Source organism: Methylosinus sp. C49 (assembly GCF_009936375.1).
Taxonomy (GTDB): Bacteria; Pseudomonadota; Alphaproteobacteria; order Rhizobiales; family Beijerinckiaceae; genus Methylosinus.
In genome coordinates this window covers 1,189,771-1,205,063 of the sequence record NZ_AP022332.1, presented here as the reverse complement: position 1 = coordinate 1,205,063, position 15,293 = coordinate 1,189,771, and the positions used below count along the sequence as shown (strand labels likewise).

General features: G+C 60.5%; 18 protein-coding genes. 1 reads left to right on the top strand and 17 read right to left on the bottom strand.

Features of this window, described 5'->3' with window-relative positions:
- Positions 1-8: 8 nt before the first annotated feature.
- The 12 genes from nifU to nifH all read right to left on the bottom strand — a co-directional run bounded on the left by nifU (position 9) and on the right by nifH (position 11,059).
- Positions 9-1,061, bottom strand: a complete 1,053-nt coding sequence (gene nifU / locus GYH34_RS05720; RefSeq protein WP_161912737.1) for a Fe-S cluster assembly protein NifU — start codon at positions 1,059-1,061, stop codon at positions 9-11.
- Positions 1,062-1,083: 22 nt separating this feature from the next.
- Complete coding sequence (locus tag GYH34_RS05715) at positions 1,084-1,404, bottom strand: iron-sulfur cluster assembly accessory protein (protein ID WP_024881123.1); 321 nt, start codon at positions 1,402-1,404, stop codon at positions 1,084-1,086.
- A gap of 222 nt (positions 1,405-1,626) precedes the next feature.
- A complete protein-coding gene (locus GYH34_RS05710; RefSeq protein WP_161912736.1) occupies positions 1,627-2,304 on the bottom strand; it encodes a nitrogen fixation protein NifQ in 678 nt (225 codons plus the stop codon).
- Between the two features lie 4 nt (positions 2,305-2,308).
- Positions 2,309-2,626, bottom strand: a complete 318-nt coding sequence (gene fdxB, locus GYH34_RS05705; RefSeq protein ID WP_161912735.1) for a ferredoxin III, nif-specific — start codon at positions 2,624-2,626, stop codon at positions 2,309-2,311.
- On the bottom strand, positions 2,626-2,826 hold the full coding sequence (locus GYH34_RS05700) for a CCE_0567 family metalloprotein (protein WP_018267927.1): 201 nt from the start codon (positions 2,824-2,826) through the stop codon (positions 2,626-2,628). Before GYH34_RS05700 ends, fdxB begins: the two co-directional genes overlap by 1 nt.
- 19 nt (positions 2,827-2,845) lie before the next feature.
- Positions 2,846-3,313, bottom strand: coding sequence for a NifX-associated nitrogen fixation protein (locus GYH34_RS05695; protein ID WP_036292531.1), 468 nt, complete (start codon positions 3,311-3,313; stop codon positions 2,846-2,848).
- Positions 3,306-3,716, bottom strand: coding sequence for a nitrogen fixation protein NifX (gene nifX / locus GYH34_RS05690; protein ID WP_036292532.1), 411 nt, complete (start codon positions 3,714-3,716; stop codon positions 3,306-3,308). The genes GYH34_RS05695 and nifX overlap by 8 nt, the downstream gene beginning before the upstream one ends.
- 15 nt (positions 3,717-3,731) lie before the next feature.
- On the bottom strand, positions 3,732-5,129 hold the full coding sequence (gene nifN / locus GYH34_RS05685) for a nitrogenase iron-molybdenum cofactor biosynthesis protein NifN (protein ID WP_161912734.1): 1,398 nt from the start codon (positions 5,127-5,129) through the stop codon (positions 3,732-3,734).
- A gap of 9 nt (positions 5,130-5,138) precedes the next feature.
- Entirely contained in the window at positions 5,139-6,809 is a 1,671-nt protein-coding gene (gene nifE, locus GYH34_RS05680) for a nitrogenase iron-molybdenum cofactor biosynthesis protein NifE (protein WP_161912733.1), read from the bottom strand.
- 129 nt (positions 6,810-6,938) lie between these two features.
- Positions 6,939-8,498, bottom strand: coding sequence for a nitrogenase molybdenum-iron protein subunit beta (gene nifK, locus GYH34_RS05675; RefSeq protein WP_161912732.1), 1,560 nt, complete (start codon positions 8,496-8,498; stop codon positions 6,939-6,941).
- A gap of 124 nt (positions 8,499-8,622) precedes the next feature.
- Positions 8,623-10,089: a nitrogenase molybdenum-iron protein alpha chain gene (nifD, locus tag GYH34_RS05670; protein WP_018267921.1), complete on the bottom strand. Its 1,467-nt coding sequence runs from the start codon at positions 10,087-10,089 to the stop codon at positions 8,623-8,625.
- A gap of 82 nt (positions 10,090-10,171) precedes the next feature.
- Positions 10,172-11,059: a nitrogenase iron protein gene (nifH, locus tag GYH34_RS05665; RefSeq protein WP_026191650.1), complete on the bottom strand. Its 888-nt coding sequence runs from the start codon at positions 11,057-11,059 to the stop codon at positions 10,172-10,174.
- A 408-nt stretch (positions 11,060-11,467) separates the two neighbouring features.
- Between nifH and GYH34_RS05660 the strand changes: the two genes are divergently transcribed.
- Positions 11,468-11,893, top strand: a complete 426-nt coding sequence (locus tag GYH34_RS05660; RefSeq protein ID WP_161912731.1) for a response regulator — start codon at positions 11,468-11,470, stop codon at positions 11,891-11,893.
- 140 nt (positions 11,894-12,033) lie between these two features.
- Here GYH34_RS05660 and GYH34_RS05655 read toward each other — a convergent pair whose 3' ends face one another.
- From GYH34_RS05655 to GYH34_RS05635, 5 genes are all read right to left on the bottom strand, one after another.
- On the bottom strand, positions 12,034-12,366 hold the full coding sequence (locus tag GYH34_RS05655) for a (2Fe-2S) ferredoxin domain-containing protein (protein ID WP_024881135.1): 333 nt from the start codon (positions 12,364-12,366) through the stop codon (positions 12,034-12,036).
- Between the two features lie 44 nt (positions 12,367-12,410).
- Entirely contained in the window at positions 12,411-13,271 is an 861-nt protein-coding gene (locus tag GYH34_RS05650) for an SIR2 family protein (protein ID WP_244635287.1), read from the bottom strand.
- 79 nt (positions 13,272-13,350) lie between these two features.
- On the bottom strand, positions 13,351-13,566 hold the full coding sequence (locus GYH34_RS05645) for a hypothetical protein (protein ID WP_161912729.1): 216 nt from the start codon (positions 13,564-13,566) through the stop codon (positions 13,351-13,353).
- Between the two features lie 19 nt (positions 13,567-13,585).
- Positions 13,586-13,891 (bottom strand): 2Fe-2S iron-sulfur cluster-binding protein, encoded by a 306-nt coding sequence (locus tag GYH34_RS05640; protein ID WP_161912728.1) that lies wholly within the window; start codon positions 13,889-13,891, stop codon positions 13,586-13,588.
- A 248-nt stretch (positions 13,892-14,139) separates the two neighbouring features.
- A complete protein-coding gene (locus GYH34_RS05635; RefSeq protein WP_161912727.1) occupies positions 14,140-15,291 on the bottom strand; it encodes a DegT/DnrJ/EryC1/StrS family aminotransferase in 1,152 nt (383 codons plus the stop codon).
- Positions 15,292-15,293: the final 2 nt, after the last annotated feature.

Sequence of the window (15,293 nt, the reverse complement as noted above, 5' to 3'; positions counted from 1 at the left end):
CGCACTCCTCAATGAGCGTTGCGACCGACCGGGATCACGCGAATCGGCACGCCCAATTTGGCCATGAGCCGTTCCTGTATTCCCGACACAGTGACGCTCGCCATTTGACAGCCGACACATGCGCCAGTGAGACTGACCAGCACATTGGAGCCGTCGACGTCGATGAGCTCACAGTCGCCGCCGTCCTTGCGCAGATAGACGCGGAGGTCTTCGATCGTCTCCTCGATCAGACGAATCTTCTTCAAATTCGTCATCCCGGCCGAAGGCGGCGGAAGCGGCGACGCGGGGGAGAGCGGCGAAGATTCCGTGGCGGGCCGCACGATCGCCTTCGCAGGAGCCGGCGCGGACGACGCGGCCCGCACGGCGGCGCTGAAAAGATTGAGCGAGCCCGGCCGAGGCGCGACCGGAGCCGCAGCGGGAGCGGCCGCCACTGTCTCTGGACGTGCGACTTCGGTCGCATGCGCAGCCGCCGCAGCAGCAGACGCGGCCGCGGCCTCGGTCGCCACCCGCAGCAAAATATCCTCGATCTGCTCATAGCAGGTCGTGCAGCCCGTGCCCGCCATGGTGAAGGCGCCGACCTGCTCGACCGTCGACAGAGCATTGTCTCGGATCGCGCGCTCGATCACCCTCGCATCGACGCCGTGACATTTGCAAACGAGCGCCGCCTCCTCGTGCTCCGACCGCCAGACCTCGCCGCGAAAATCCGCGATCGCCGCCTGAAGCGCCTCATGCCCCATCACCGCGCAATGCATTTTCTCCGGCGGAAGCCCGCCGAGAAAATCCGCAATGTCGCGATTGGTGAGCGCCCGCGCCTGCTCGAGCGTCTTGCCGATGACGAGCTCGGTCAGAGCCGACGAGGATGCGATCGAAGAGCCGCAACCATAGGTCTGGAACTTGGCTTCGAGAACGATCTCCGTCACAGGGTCGATATGGAGCATCAGCTTGAGCGCATCACCGCAGGAAAGAGCGCCGACCTGGCCGACCGCATTGGCACCGTCGAGAACGCCAGCGTTCTTCGGGTTGAAGAAATGCTCCTGGACCTTGTCGGAATATTCCCACATCGCCGCTCTCCCCGTAAGACGATCAACCGAACGACTTGCCGCAGGAACAGCTGGATTTGGCCTGGGGGTTGTCGAAGGTGAAACCCGCGCCCTCGAGACCGCTGACGAAATCGACGCGCGTGCCGTCGAGGTAGGCGAGCGAGCCCTCCTCCACGAAAACCTTCACACCGTCACGCTCGAAGACATGGTCAGCCGGATTGCTCTCATTGACGAGGCCCATCGTATACTGGAAGCCCGCGCAGCCGCCGGCCTCGACCATGATGCGCAGCCCCTCGACTTCCTGCCCGGCGCCCGAAATTGCCGAACGCACCGCGTTCAGCGCGTTGTCTGTGAGTTCGATCATTTGCTTAACCTCTTCCCGGAAAACTATCCGTCACAGAGGAAGCAACCGCTATGCCACACGAGTTTACCATCGTGAATCAGCCGATTCTCACGGCTCGCGGCTGTTTGCATTCCCACATTGTCCGAGTTCCGACACGGATGGCGATTGTCCTTCGAAATGCACGAAATTCCGCGATTTCAGCGGCGTTTCGCGCTGAAAAACGGCGCCAAAGCTCGAGATCGTTCAGGAATTCGAGGGCTTGCCATGAGACAGGCGGGCCAAAGCGCTCTCGCCGCTCTCGTCGCCGAAACAGTCGTGGAAGTCGCTGCACTCCCGGCATGTCGGCGCCGCGCAAAGGACGAAGCCTTCCATCTCGCACAAGGAGCGATAAAGGAACTTTTTCCATTTCATATGATTGACGTTGCGCGCTGCGAGGCTCGGAAAGCGTGCCTGCATCAGACGGCCCAGCTCGTCTCTTTTGGCGAGCCCCAGATCCTGCCACAAATGCCGGGGCGCCATAGCGCGCTTGGCGAGGATAGCGGCCAGCCAAGCGGACTCGTCCGACGAGTCACCGCGAAACCTCAACAATAATTCTCGAATTTGATCTTCTTCATCGTCCAGCTCGATCGCCTCGGGCTCTGACGCGAGATCGAGCAGGGAAAGCGCCTCGGGCGCCCATCGCTCGATCAGACGGGTCAAATCCTCGCGCCCGAGCGCAAGCGACTGAGCGAGCCAACCGGGCCGCCCTGCCGCCTCGCTCAGACCGAGAGCCAGCACGCAGCAGAACATATGCGCAGTAAAAGGGTCGTCGCGTCCGAAATCGCTCGGACGCGACCGCAAGCGCACGTAAATATCCGTCACATCCCGGTCGGGCTGCGGAAGCCCGCTCTCCGCTCGACGATCCTCGGAGAGAAAGGCCATCGGATCAGCCGACCAGCTCGTCCACAGGGACGTGCGTCTGGCAGTCCTTCGGACAGACCTTGGAACATGCCGAGCAGCCGATGCAGTCCTGCTCTCGCTCGACCTTCATGATCTTGCGATTGAGCTCGCCGTCGAAATCATCATCGTCGTCGTCGGTGACGATCCCGAGAATGGTCCCCTCCGCGTCGACGCCGTAGAGCGCCATCACGTCCTGCGGACAAACCTTGAAGCAACGCCCGCAACCGATACAGGTCGCGGGGTTGATGTCGGTGAGATAGGACGGCGTCCAATCGGCGCCGCCTCTGGTCTTGAACGCCCCCATCACGCCGTCTCCAATTCCTTGAGCTTCTGGCGAGCGGCCTCGAGAGCCGAATACGCCTCATAGGTCTCCTGCGCGACAGTGAGAATCGTGCCCCAATTGATCGGCAACTCTTCCGAAAGGTCGTGCAGGTTCATCTTCATATTGGTCGCTTTGGCGGAGAGCTTCTTGATCTCGGCCTTCAGCTCGTCGACGGAGCTCATTTTTCACTCTCCTTCGAGTTCAGTAACGCGCGACTTCCGGGAACTTCTCGACCATTTCGACGCCGGCGTTGACCAGCTTGGTGCCTTCCTCGGCCAGCTTGTCGAGATTGTCGAAACCGAAACGATGAACGTCGCGCAGCTGCTTATTGACCACGATCAGGCGACCGGCGATGAGCACCTGACGGCCGAAGCCCTCATGGCTCATCTTGATCATCGGCTGAACCATCACGCCGGTGGCGCGCTCGATCGACAGAGCGATCGCATTGTAAAAGAGCTCAACGCGCCAGAGAATCTCGGGATCCGGATCGCCGATCAGCGGGAGCGCCTTACGCGCTTCCTTGTCGACGATATACGGCTTGATGAGATCGAGATCCTTCTTGTTTTCCCAGGTGCCGTGCGTGTCCTGCGCGCGCCACTGCTTGATGAGCTCCTTGATGAAGATGCTCTCAGCGGCATTAGTCGCCGTAATCGTCTCGGTCTCAGCCATTTGCAGCCTCTTCCTCGAAATCGAAGGTACGTTCCTGGCCCTTCGTGATCACCTTGCGCAGCCACGGCGGCGGCGCGCCCTGCAGGACAACTTTCAGCTTCTCCAAGAGATCGACGATGTTCTCGGGTTGCGGCACCTTCATCGGATGGATGCCGGACGCCACGACGCGTGCAGCGCCGGAGCCGCCGATCGCCGCGATGTAGAGAATCGCGCAATCTTTGATCGCCTCGAGCTTCGGCTGAAGCTTGTCTTCGTTTCCGTCTTCTTGCAGATCGCCCTGGAACTGGATCGTCTCGACCAGGCTATATCCATCGGCCGTCAGCTCGTAGATCGCGATATTCTTCGCCCAACCGAAATGGGCGTCGACGCGTTCGAGGTCTTGGGTGGCGAATGCGACTTTCATGCTGCCTCCTCGTGGTCAGGCCATCGCGGTAAGTTGGACCAGCTCGGGGGCCGGCTCCCCCCCGAAATGCGTGACATTCTCATCCTCGCGGCGCCAGGTGTCGGGACCCGGCTCATGCGCCTGCGAAATGAACATATTGCCGATATTGAAGATCAGAGTCCGAGTGCCTCTGTAGCCGACCGTCAGCTCGTGACCGGCGCCGAGGCGATCGAAAGTCGGCAGGCCGAGCCGGAAGAGCGGCACGCCGAGACGCTCTGACGCCTGACGCCCATGCGAATGGGTCATTATCAGATCGGCGCCCTTCGAACGATTTTCCAAATCTTCGAGATCGCCGATCAGAACCTCTTCGATCGCCAGCTTTTCCAGCACCGCCGAATGCGTCGTCGTCACCGCGGCCGTAACGTCCGCACCCATCTCGATCAGCCATGAGCCGATCGCGAACAGCAGATCCGGCTCGGCGCCGATGGTCACCTTCTTGGCGCCGAAATGGAAATGTCCGTCGAGCATTGCGTCGACGAGCTGTCCTCTCTGCCGCTTGAACTTCAGTGGCACAGGACGGCCGCTGATACGAGAGAGAAACTCGATAAGCTCATCATTGGGCGCGAGCCCAGTGAGGCGATCGAAGAGAACGAAGGGCACCCCAGCGCGCCGCTCCAATGTCGTCGCCGCCAAGCGCATCTGTTCTCCCACCGCGATCGTCCAAGCGGCGGAACCCATTTGCGCCATAGCTTCGCGGGACGTGCCACCGAGAGTTGTCGGCGTGAAGTCCTCGGGCAGATGCCCGTCCAGCGAACCGGAGAGATCGGGCAAGAAGGTCGGCTCGAGCCCGAAGCTCTCGATAATGTCGCGTAGCTCGTCGATATCGCCAGGCGTCAGATGGCAGCCCGGCAACACATTCACCCTCTGCGGTGCGCGCTGAGCCGGAGTTTCATTCGCCGGCACGAAAGCCTCGATCAGCTTGGCGACGGTCTTGCCCCAACCGTCCTGAAACGCGTCCTTGAAGTCGGGAGTCGACACATAGACGATGCCCATATGATCGAGCTCTGGATGACGCTGACGAATGAGCTGAATATATCCGTCGACGTCATCGCCTTTGGTCTCGGTCACGCCGGTCGAGCAAATGCCGATGATCTCGGGCTTGGCGCGTTTCGCGATATTGACGACCGCCTCCTCGACATTCTCCAAACCGCCCAGCACAGTGGCGACTTCGCTCATCGCCGTCGTCTGCAGTGGGATGGCTTCGCGAAAATGTCGAACAAACAGCACCAGCCCAAAAGATGTGCATCCCTGTGAACCATGCAGCAGCGGCATGCACCCCTGGACGCCCATGAAGGCGAGCGCGCCGCCGATCGGCTGGCTCATCTTCAGCGGATTGACCGCACAAGCCTTTTTGGAAACTTCGACTCTAGCCATCGGAGCGCCTCACGCCGCTTTCGATGCAGGAACCGCGCCACCGGCGTTGGCTGCCTCGATCATCTGTTCCATCGTGTCGCGGCATCCGCCGCAACCCGTGCCTGCGTGCGTCGCCTCCGCCAGCGCGTCGACTGTGGTCAACGAACCCGATGCGATCGCATCTTCGAGCGCCCCGACATTCACATTGTGGCATTTGCAGACGCGTTTCTCGCGACGAACCTGCTCCGCCTTTATTGGATCGGCCGCGAGCTCGGCCGCCTCGGCTGCAATCGCCTCATTCGCGCGCTCTTCCCAGGTTTTTTCCTGCCACGGTGGCGGCCGACGAACCTGCTCCCAAACCGGATTGAAGAGCGCTTTATCGATCTCGTGAACGAGCTCGACCATTCCCTCATAGCCGGCATAGGCGTGATGACGCTCTTGATTGATATCGAGCCAGGGCATCTTCGCCTTGAGCGCGATGAACTGCGAGCGCCCCCCCGACAACATGATATCCGCCTGCGCGTCTTTGAGCATTTTATACATTTCGCGCGGCGTCATATCGTCGATCATATGGGCGTCCTGACCCATCAGCTCCTTGATGCGCTCCTTGTCCTCCTTGGTGGACTTCTTGACGCTGGTGCCGACGAGCTCCATGCCGGCTTCCTGCAAAGCGGCGACGACGGACCAGGATTTGACGCCGCCCGTGATGAGCAGAACCTTCTTGCCCGTGAGGCGCTCCTTATAGGGAGCGATGCGCGCCCAGGCGCGCGCCTCCTCGCGCTCGATGAGTGCGTCGGTGCGATCCTTCAGCTCGGCCGGAGCGCCACGCTCGACGAGCAGGCGCGCAATCTCGCGAAGCGAGTCGCTCATATCGCCGATGCCGTAGAACGACCCTTCGAAGAAGGGAATGTCGTAGCGCTCTTCCATCTTGCGCGCGACATTGATCATGGCTTTGGAGCACACCATCATCGACGCTTTTGCACGATGGGAATAGGCGACCTCATTATATTTGCCGTCGCCGGAAATGCAGGACAGGATGCGAATGCCGAGTTCGTCCAGCAGCGGCTTCACCTGCCACAGCTCGCCGGCGAGATTATATTCGCCGATGATGTTGATGTCGTAGGGAGTTGTATACTCCGGCTCCTGCGTCCCGATCACATGCTCGAGAATAGCCTCGCCCGCGAGCTTATTGCCGAGATTCTTCGGCCCGACGAAGCCGGGCGAGTTCACGGGAATGACCGGCTTGTTGAATTTTTTTGCAGCGGCCTTGCAGACGGCATCGATATCGTCGCCGATCATCGCCGGAACGCAGGTCTGATAGACGAAGACCGCCGGCGGATCATATTTGTCGATGATCTCTTTGATCGATTTGTAGAGGCGCTTCTCACCGCCGAACACGACGTCGGTCTCGCCGATATCCGTTGTAAAGCCAGTGCGGTAGAGGCTGGAGCCCGATGTCTTGGCTCCACGATTGTCCCATGAATTGCCTTCGCAGGCTATGGGACCATGAACGAGATGGGCGACGTCGGTAATGGGCTGAAGAGCGATCTTGGCGCCGTCGAAAGCGCATCCACCGGCTGCGGCGCCTGGCGCCAGTTGCTTCGTGCAGCCCTTTTTTCGCTCTTTCTCGGATTTGCCCTTGTTCTTGTCGCAACCGGGCTCGTTGAAAACTTCTTGGACTTTTGCGGCCAGCGTGCTCATCCGCGCCTCCTGCAACGGCCATCGCCTCCCACTCGGCGCACTCATTGCGCTGGCGCGGCGATCGACCCGACGGATCAGGCTCTTGTTGTTCCGCCGGGTCGACCCCGACCCGGCGGAAGCTCGTGAACGTCAGCGAATAATGTCGAAGCTGTAGTCCGACTTCGCGACGACGTTGGTGTTGCGATCGATCTCGTCGAAGACCTTGTCGAGCAGCCACACCAGAACGTTCAGGCCGCCCTGATAACCCCACACCGGATAGCGGTGATAGTGGTGGCGATCGAAAACCGGGAAGCCGATGCGGATCAGCGGCGTGCCGGTGTCGCGCTCGAGATACTTGCCGTAGGTGTTGCCGATCAGGAAGTCGACCGGCTCCGTGAACAGCAGCGAACGCATATGCCAGAGGTCCTTACCAGGATAGGCAGTGCAGTTCTTGCCGAACGGCGAGCTGGCGAACAGCTCGTTCATCTTCTCTTCCCAAACCTTGCCGCCGTTGCTGGCGAGCACGGTGATCGGCTCGGCGCCCAGCTCCATCAGGAAGGCGGAGAGGCCGTAGCAGAGGTCCGGGTCGCCGTAGATCGCGAAACGCTTGCCGTGCAGATGCGCGGAAGAGTCGGCGATGGCGTCGACGAGGCGGCCGCGCTCGCGCGTCAGCTCCTTGGAGATCGGCTTGCCGGTGACTTCCGAGACCTTCATCAGGAACTCGTCGGTCGCGCGAACGCCGATCGGATGATGGAAAGAATAGGTCTCCTGGCCGCTCGCGGCGATCAGCGGCAGCGTCTTCTCCGTGGAGAAATGCTGCATCGAGAAGGTCGCCTTCGCATTGATCGCGTTGGCCGCGTCCTCGAGCTTCGTTCCGCCGTCATACATGCGGAACTCACCGTCGGTGGGCGTATCCCACACGTCGCTCGGATCGCCGAAGATCGTGTATTCGACGCCCATGGAGTCGAACATGCGCTTCACTTCGCGGATGTTGCCGACCACATAGCCGTCGAAGCCGCCGATGAAGTTGATCGAATTGTTCGGAACGCGCTCGAGTTTGGGAGCCGTGCCGGCCTTGCCGTTCCAGAAATGCTCGACAATGCCCTTCATCACATTGTCGTAGCCGGTGACATGGCTGCCGACGAAGGCCGGGGTGTGAGCGAACGGAACGTCGTAATCGGCCGGGACCGAGCCCTTTTCCTTCGAGGTCTTGATGAAGGCGTTGAGGTCGTCGCCGATGACTTCCGCCATGCACGTCGTGGAGACGGAGATCATCTTCGGCTTGTACATATTATAGGTGTTGGCGAGGCCGTCGATCATGTTGTTGAGGCCGCCGAACACCGCCGCGTCCTCGGTCATCGAGGAGGAGACGCAAGAGGTCGGCTCCTTGAAGTGACGCGAGAAGTGCGAACGATAATAGGCCACGCAGCCCTGCGAGCCATGGACGAACGGAATCGTCTGCTCGAAGCCGAGCGAGGCGAACACCGCGCCGAGCGGCTGGCAGGCCTTGGCCGGATTGACGGTCAGAGCTTCACGAGCGAAGTTCTTTTCCTGATACTCTTTTGTCTTGGCCCACTCGCGAACGCGCTCGACTTCGGCGTCGGGGTGATGATTCTCGAACTCTTTCTTCTTCTTCTCGAACATCTCGAGATATTCCGGCTGGCGGAATAGGTTGAAATGGTCGAGGACGTTATCTGCATTCTGTGGCATGTCGATTCCCCTCGTTGTCCGCGAGCGCCCGCCCTCTCGGACCGAGGCGGCGACCCGGCCTCGGTCTCTCGAACGCGAACGGGGAGAACCCCGTTCGCGAAGAGAGCGTTTGCAACTCAGTCGATCAAGCCGCCCAGGGCGCCTTGGCGAATTTCCAGACCGGCGAGTTGATCGCCATGTCCATGTCGCGAGCGAAGATCGCGAAGCCGTCATAGCCGTGATACGGGCCGGAGTAGTCCCAGCTGTGCATCTGGCGGAAAGGAACGCCCATCTTCTGGAAGACGTACTTTTCCTTGATGCCGGAGCCGACCAGGTCGGGCTGGATCTTCTCGACGAACTTCTCGAACTCGTAGCCGGTCACGTCGTCATAGATCAGCGTGCCGTCCTTCACATAGTGAGTCGTGCGCTGATAGTCGTCGTTGTGGCCGAACTCATAGCCGGTGCCGACGATCTCCATGCCGAGATCCTCGTAGGCGCCGATCACGTGACGCGGGCGGAGACCGCCGACGAACAGCATGACCTTCTTGCCTTCGAGACGCGGACGGTACTTGGCGATCACCGCGTCCATCAGCGGACGATATTTGGCGATGACGCGCTCGGCGCCTTCCTTGATCTTGTCGTCGAAGTGGCTGGCGATCTTGCGCAGCGACTCTTCGATCTTCGACGGACCAAAGAAGTTGTACTCGACCCACGGAACCCCGTACTTTTCTTCCATGTGACGGGAGATGTAGTTCATCGAGCGATAGCAGTGCAGCACGTTGAGCTTCGCGCGAGGCGTCGCCTCGAGCTCGGCGATCGTGCCGTCACCCGACCACTGCGCAACGACGCGGAGGCCCATTTCCTCGAGCAGAATGCGCGAAGACCAGGCGTCGCCGCCGATGTTGTAGTCGCCGATGATCGCAACGTCATAAGGCGTCGCTTCGAAGAGAGCGGGCTTGCCCTCCATCTTGTCGAACACCCAGTCGCGGATCGCATCGTTGGCCAGATGGTGGCCGAGCGACTGCGACACGCCACGGAAGCCTTCGCAGCGAACCGGAACGATCGTATGGCCGTTGTACTCCTTGGTCTTCGCCTTGGAGACGGCCTCGATGTCGTCGCCGATCAGACCGATCGGGCACTCGGACTGGACGGAGATGCCCTTGTTGAGGGGGAACAGCTCCTGGATTTCATCGATCAGCTTGGCGAGCTTCTTGTCGCCGCCGAACACGATGTCCTTTTCCTGGAAGTCCGAGGTGAACTGCATCGTGCCGAAGGTGTCGATGCCCGTCACGCCGATATAGTAGTTACGACGAGACGCCCAGGAATACTGACCGCAGCCGACCGGGCCGTGGCTGATGTGGATCATGTCCTTGATCGGGCCCCACACGACGCCCTTCGAACCGGCGTAAGCGCAGCCACGGATCGTCATCACGCCGGGGATCGACTTGATGTTGGACTTCACGCCGCAATCCGGCTTGCCATCCTCGAACGTGCCGAGGTGCTTCGCGCGGCGCTTGGCGGTCTTCTCAGGATAAACTTCGAGAACCTCTTTGATCAGCGCCTTATTGCGCGCCTTGAGGTCTTCGATGGATTCGGGTTGAGCCAGGCTCATGACGCCATCCCTTTCTGATTAGTCCTTGTCTGAAAGATCGGCCCGGCCCCGTTCGAGGCCGGGCCGCTAGCTTTCAAACGGATTACGCGATCGCGGCGAGGTCCGCAGCGGTCTTGCCGACCTGCGACTCGTCGACCTGCTTCATGATGCCGTGCTCCATGAGGAGGTCTTCGAGCTCGTCCATGGTGATCGGGGTCGGGATGATGCCGTTGCCCTTGTTCGCATGGACCTTCTCGGCCAGGTTACGGTAGTGCTGAGCCTGACCGGACTCGGGAGCGTATTCCACGACGGTCATGCGGCGCAGCTCGGCGTGCTGAACGATATTGTCGCGCGGCACGAAGTAGATCAGCTGGGTGCCGAGCTTCTTGGCGAGAGACTCCGCCAGCTCGTACTCCTTGTCGGTCTGGCGCTCGTTGCAGACCAGCCCGCCCAGGCGCACGCCGCCGGAGTTGGCGTACTTCAGAATGCCCTTGGAGATGTTGTTGGCCGCATACATGGCCATCATCTCGCCGGACATGACGATGTAGATTTCCTGAGCCTTGTTCTCACGGATCGGCATCGCGAAGCCGCCGCAGACCACGTCGCCGAGCACGTCGTAGGAGACGTAATCGACGCCGTCATAAGCGCCCTGCTCCTCGAGGAAGTTGATCGAGGTGATAACGCCGCGGCCGGCGCAGCCGACGCCCGGCTCCGGACCACCGGACTCGACGCAACGGATGTCCATGAAGCCGATCTTCATGACGTCTTCGATCTCGAGGTCCTCGACCGAGCCGGCCTCAGCGGCGAGCGACAGGATGGTGTCCTGGGCCTTGGCGTGGAGGATCAGGCGGGTCGAGTCGGCCTTGGGGTCGCAACCGACGATGAGGATCTTCTTGCCCATCTGGGCGAGAGCCCCGAGGGTATTCTGGGAGGTCGTGGACTTGCCAATACCGCCCTTGCCGTAGAACGCGATCTGTCGAAGTTCTGACATCTCTGTCTCCTTAAGATACCGTTTCATTGCGATCGGCGCGCACGGCGCGCAGGCCGAAGTCGTCGTTACCGACCGAGCCCGGCGCCGGTTGCTTGATCGCCCCCTTGGTGATCGGGGCCGCCCAATCCGCAGCCACTCGCCTTGCGGGCCTCGTCTCGCAAGCGGCGTGCCAGCCACTCAAAGATCGATTAAGACACTTGTAAACAAGGAGTTATTCGTGGCGCCTGACGGGGCCGAGGGGGGTGTGTCAAAGCAGACAGTGATGCGCGGAATCGGACGAAGGGCATTTAGGCGACAGGCTCGTTCGGAACTATTGTAAGAATCGGACAAGCTGCGTCGGCTTTGTCGGCATGGGCACGGCATAACGATTGCTTAGAAAGCGGGCAGTCAAACTACGGAGCAGACGAGATGCAAATCGGCGTCGAAACGTCCAGGGCGGTCGAAAACAAGCGCATTTTCGTCGTCGACGACGACGAGATCATTCGGGCGGCGCTTCAGTTCATGCTGCACGACGAATATGAGACCCATGAGATCGGAAGCCTCGACGCCGCCTTCGACAAGGCCGCCGCGGCAAAGCCCGATCTTTTGATTTTGTCGGAAAATGTCGTGAAGGCGGCGGGCCTTCCTATGTTGAAGGAAATTCCGCAACGCATATCCGGCGTGAAGGTGCTGGTGATCGTAGATTCTCTGCAGAGCGGCTTCGGCAAAGAGAGCCAGGCGGCGGGCGCTCACGGCTATATCGTGAAGCCGCTGACCGTCGAGTTCGTGCGACAGAAAGTGGACGTTCTTCTGGGCCGTCGTCAAGGAGTCGCCATTCCGTTGACGGTTCTCTGACACTCGACGCATTCGAAGGCGAAACAAGGCCGGAGCGCTCACTCCGGCCTTTTTGTTTCGTAGGCGCCATTTCCTGGCCTTCACAAATGAAAAACGCCCGCGGCGACCGCGGGCGTTTTCGAAGTGTATGTATGGCGCTGTCAGAGCTGCGGCACGATGATCAAGCGCTCGACAGGATTGCCGTCGATGAAATGCGATTGAACGATTTCATCGATATCCGCCTCGGTCCGCGGCGCATACCAGACGCCTTGCGGATAGACGACCATCAGCGGGCCGGCGCGGCAGAAGCCGAGGCACCCCGTCGCCGTCATCGAGACATCGGGCAAAGGCTGTGCGCCGAGCTTCGCCTGCAGCCGATCCCACAACGGCTTCGCGCCGGAAGTGGTGCAGCTTCCGCGGGGGTGTCCCGGCGGGCGTTGCTGAAAGCATGTGAACACATGGTATTTGAACACGACCGGAAGTTCTTCGAGCATTTTCTTGTCCTGGATTGACTGATCTCCGTCGACGCTCCGGCCGTTCAAGCCGCGGCGTCGGCGGTCGAGGCGACCACCGGTTTCCCGGTGAGGCTCGCGACAAATTCGGCGAGCGGCGTCTCGATACGCGTGATGTTCTGCTCGGCGAGGAACTTCGCTTCGTTTTTCGTCAGCGGTCCTTCGATCACGGCCCAATGCTGATCGGAAGAACGCTTCATGATCTGGCGAGCGAAATTGCGCTCGAGCTGGGTCGTGAAACGGCAGCCGAGAAAGAGGAAGCTGCGGCCCTTGCGGATCGACTGAACGGCCTCCGGAATCGGCGTCTGAATGTCGATTTCTGTCAGCACTTCGACATAGTCGGAGTCCGAGATCACGAAGTTGGCCGCCGGAGTGACGGAGCCGATCGGTTGATAGAGCAGCGTCTCCCAAGACAGGGTTTCTTCGGGCGCCTCGGCAGGAGCCTTTGCGCCAGATCCGTCACGGATGAATTCCTTATTGGGCACGAGCGACGAGTCGGGTCGGAAATAATTCACCCAATAGCCGAAATGTTCGGCTTGCGACACGCCTTGGACGATTCCCCAGCTTTTGCGCCCCGTGAGCGACTTCTGGGGTAGATCGTCATACCAAGCGTTGACCACCAGCGGCAGGGTCGGCTGCTCGGCGATCCAATTGTGCAGCACGCTCGGATCGGGCGACACCTCGAAAGCCTTCTTCATCGCTGCCGAGATCGTTTTGCGATGCTTGAAGTTCTCGATGTATTGAGCCGCAGCGGTGAGATTGTTGCGGATTTTGTGCGGAACGGTCGCAGCCTTCGTCAGCTGCACGACCAATTCTTCGGGAGAGGCGGGAACAGGGTTCCCGCCCGTCGCCAGCGTCAGCACGCCGGGTCCGAGATAGGGTATCACGAGGCCTCGCTCAAACCCCGTTTTGATTGCGCTCAGCACTTGTGTTTCTCCTCTCGTCGAACCCGGATTGCCTGTACTGTCACTGAAGCGTGGCGCTCTTGGCGACGTCCAGTTCCTCCGGCGTCAGCTTGAAGGCGCCGCGACCGCCCGACAGCGCCATGTAGTCCATGGCGTAAGCGTTCGTCAGCTTGGTGAACCACTCCTGGCTGGAAAGGCTCGCCGGACGCTCACCGATCTCTTGCACGGTGCCGTCATTGAAAAAGCGGACATGAATGATGACAGATTTGTCGCTCATCTTGATTCCCCTCCGGTTCTCAGCGACCCGAGTCGAAGCCGAGCAGCTCGACCGTGACGTTCTCGGTTCCGAAATTGGCTTGGCAAGCGAGACGCGATTTCGAGCCCACGCCGACGATCGAATCCAATCGCTCGTTTTCCGCGCGGGTTGTCTTCGACAGGCTCTTCTTTCCTTCCTGGACGAAAAGGTGGCAGGTGCCGCACTTGGCCTCGCCACCACATTTGCTTTGGATCTTCTCCTCCGCTTTGAGAATTGCGTCCAGGAGTCTGCTGCCCGGCTCAACTTCGATGGTTTTGCCCGACGGCAGAATGGTCAGTACCGGCATGTCGTTCACTCCTCCTTGCCAAAGGTCCTCACACTGTCTTTCCAGCAAGTTTCGAACCACTCTAAATTTCGCGCAGCTGCGAGCGCGACGGGACGCATCGCAGGCAAAAAAGCGCGCCATATAGAGATGATGGGAGTTTTCGTTCGCGCGTTTCGACCACTCTCGGCCACTCGCGCCTCAAGTCACGTCCGTTTATGGACAATGACATGACCGCAATGGACGCGCCGGCGCGAGGCCGGCGCGACTTTTTACAGATAAATGGCGGCGCCCGCGCCGATATTTATCGATGCGTCCTTCATCGTGCCCACGATGAAAGCGATCTGGTTTTCCGTCAGATGAGCGTGGAACGGCAGCGCGACCGCTCGATCCGCGACCTTTTCGGTCACGAAGAAATTGCCGCGCCGATAGCCGAGATCGAAGTAGTAGCGTTGCAGATGCAGCGGATGCGAATAGGCGGCGGCGTCGATCTTCTCCGTCTGCAAATCTTCGATGATCTGGTCGCGGCTCGAGCGCGAGAAACGCGTGCCGAGATGCACGACATAGAGGAACCAGTGAACCTCTTCCACGTCGGGCGCGATATAGGGATCTTTGATCCCTTCGAAGGACTTCACATATTGGTAGAACCAGCGCTCGACTCGGGTGCGGCGAGCCAGCAGCAGCTCCAGGCGCCGAAACTGCGCGAGACCGAGCGCCGCAGTGATGTCGCTCATCGCCGCCTGCATGGGAGGATAGGCGCCCAGCACCACCGAGGACCGCTCCGCGATCCGCCGGCTGCGAAGACTACGGATCGCCGAGGCGCGGTCGTCATCATCGGTGACGATCATGCCTCCCTCGCCGCAGGCGATGACGCCGGGCTGGGAAAAGTCGAACACCGAGCAATCGCCGAAGGAGCCGACCAGCTTGCCCTTGTATATGGAGCCGATGGCCTCGGTCGAATCTTCGATGAGGATCAGCTTCTTCGCTTCGGCGAGCTGGCGAAACGGCTCCCAAGGAGCCGGATGTCCGTTGGAGTTGCCCGCGACGATCGCCTTGGTCTTGTCGGTAATGACCGCTTCCGCCTTTTCAGGCGCCAAAGTTCCGGCCCAATAGTCGATGTCCGCGAACACCGGCCGCGCGCCAGAGAGCGCGATCGCATGCGTCGTCTCACGGAAAGAATGAGCAGAGGCGACAACCTCGTCGCCTGGGCCAACGCCATAGGCGCGCAAGGTCAGCAAAAGACCGATCGTCCCGCTGGATACGGCGATCGCGTGCTTGCGGCCGAGGTATGCGGCGAACTCCGTCTCGAATTCTTCGACTTTCGGTCCCGCGGACAATCGCGGAGAAGTGATCGTCTCGACGACCGCGTCCAGATCACTCTGGGCGAGGTCCGGATCATTCATCGGCAGAAGGGACGTCTGCATGC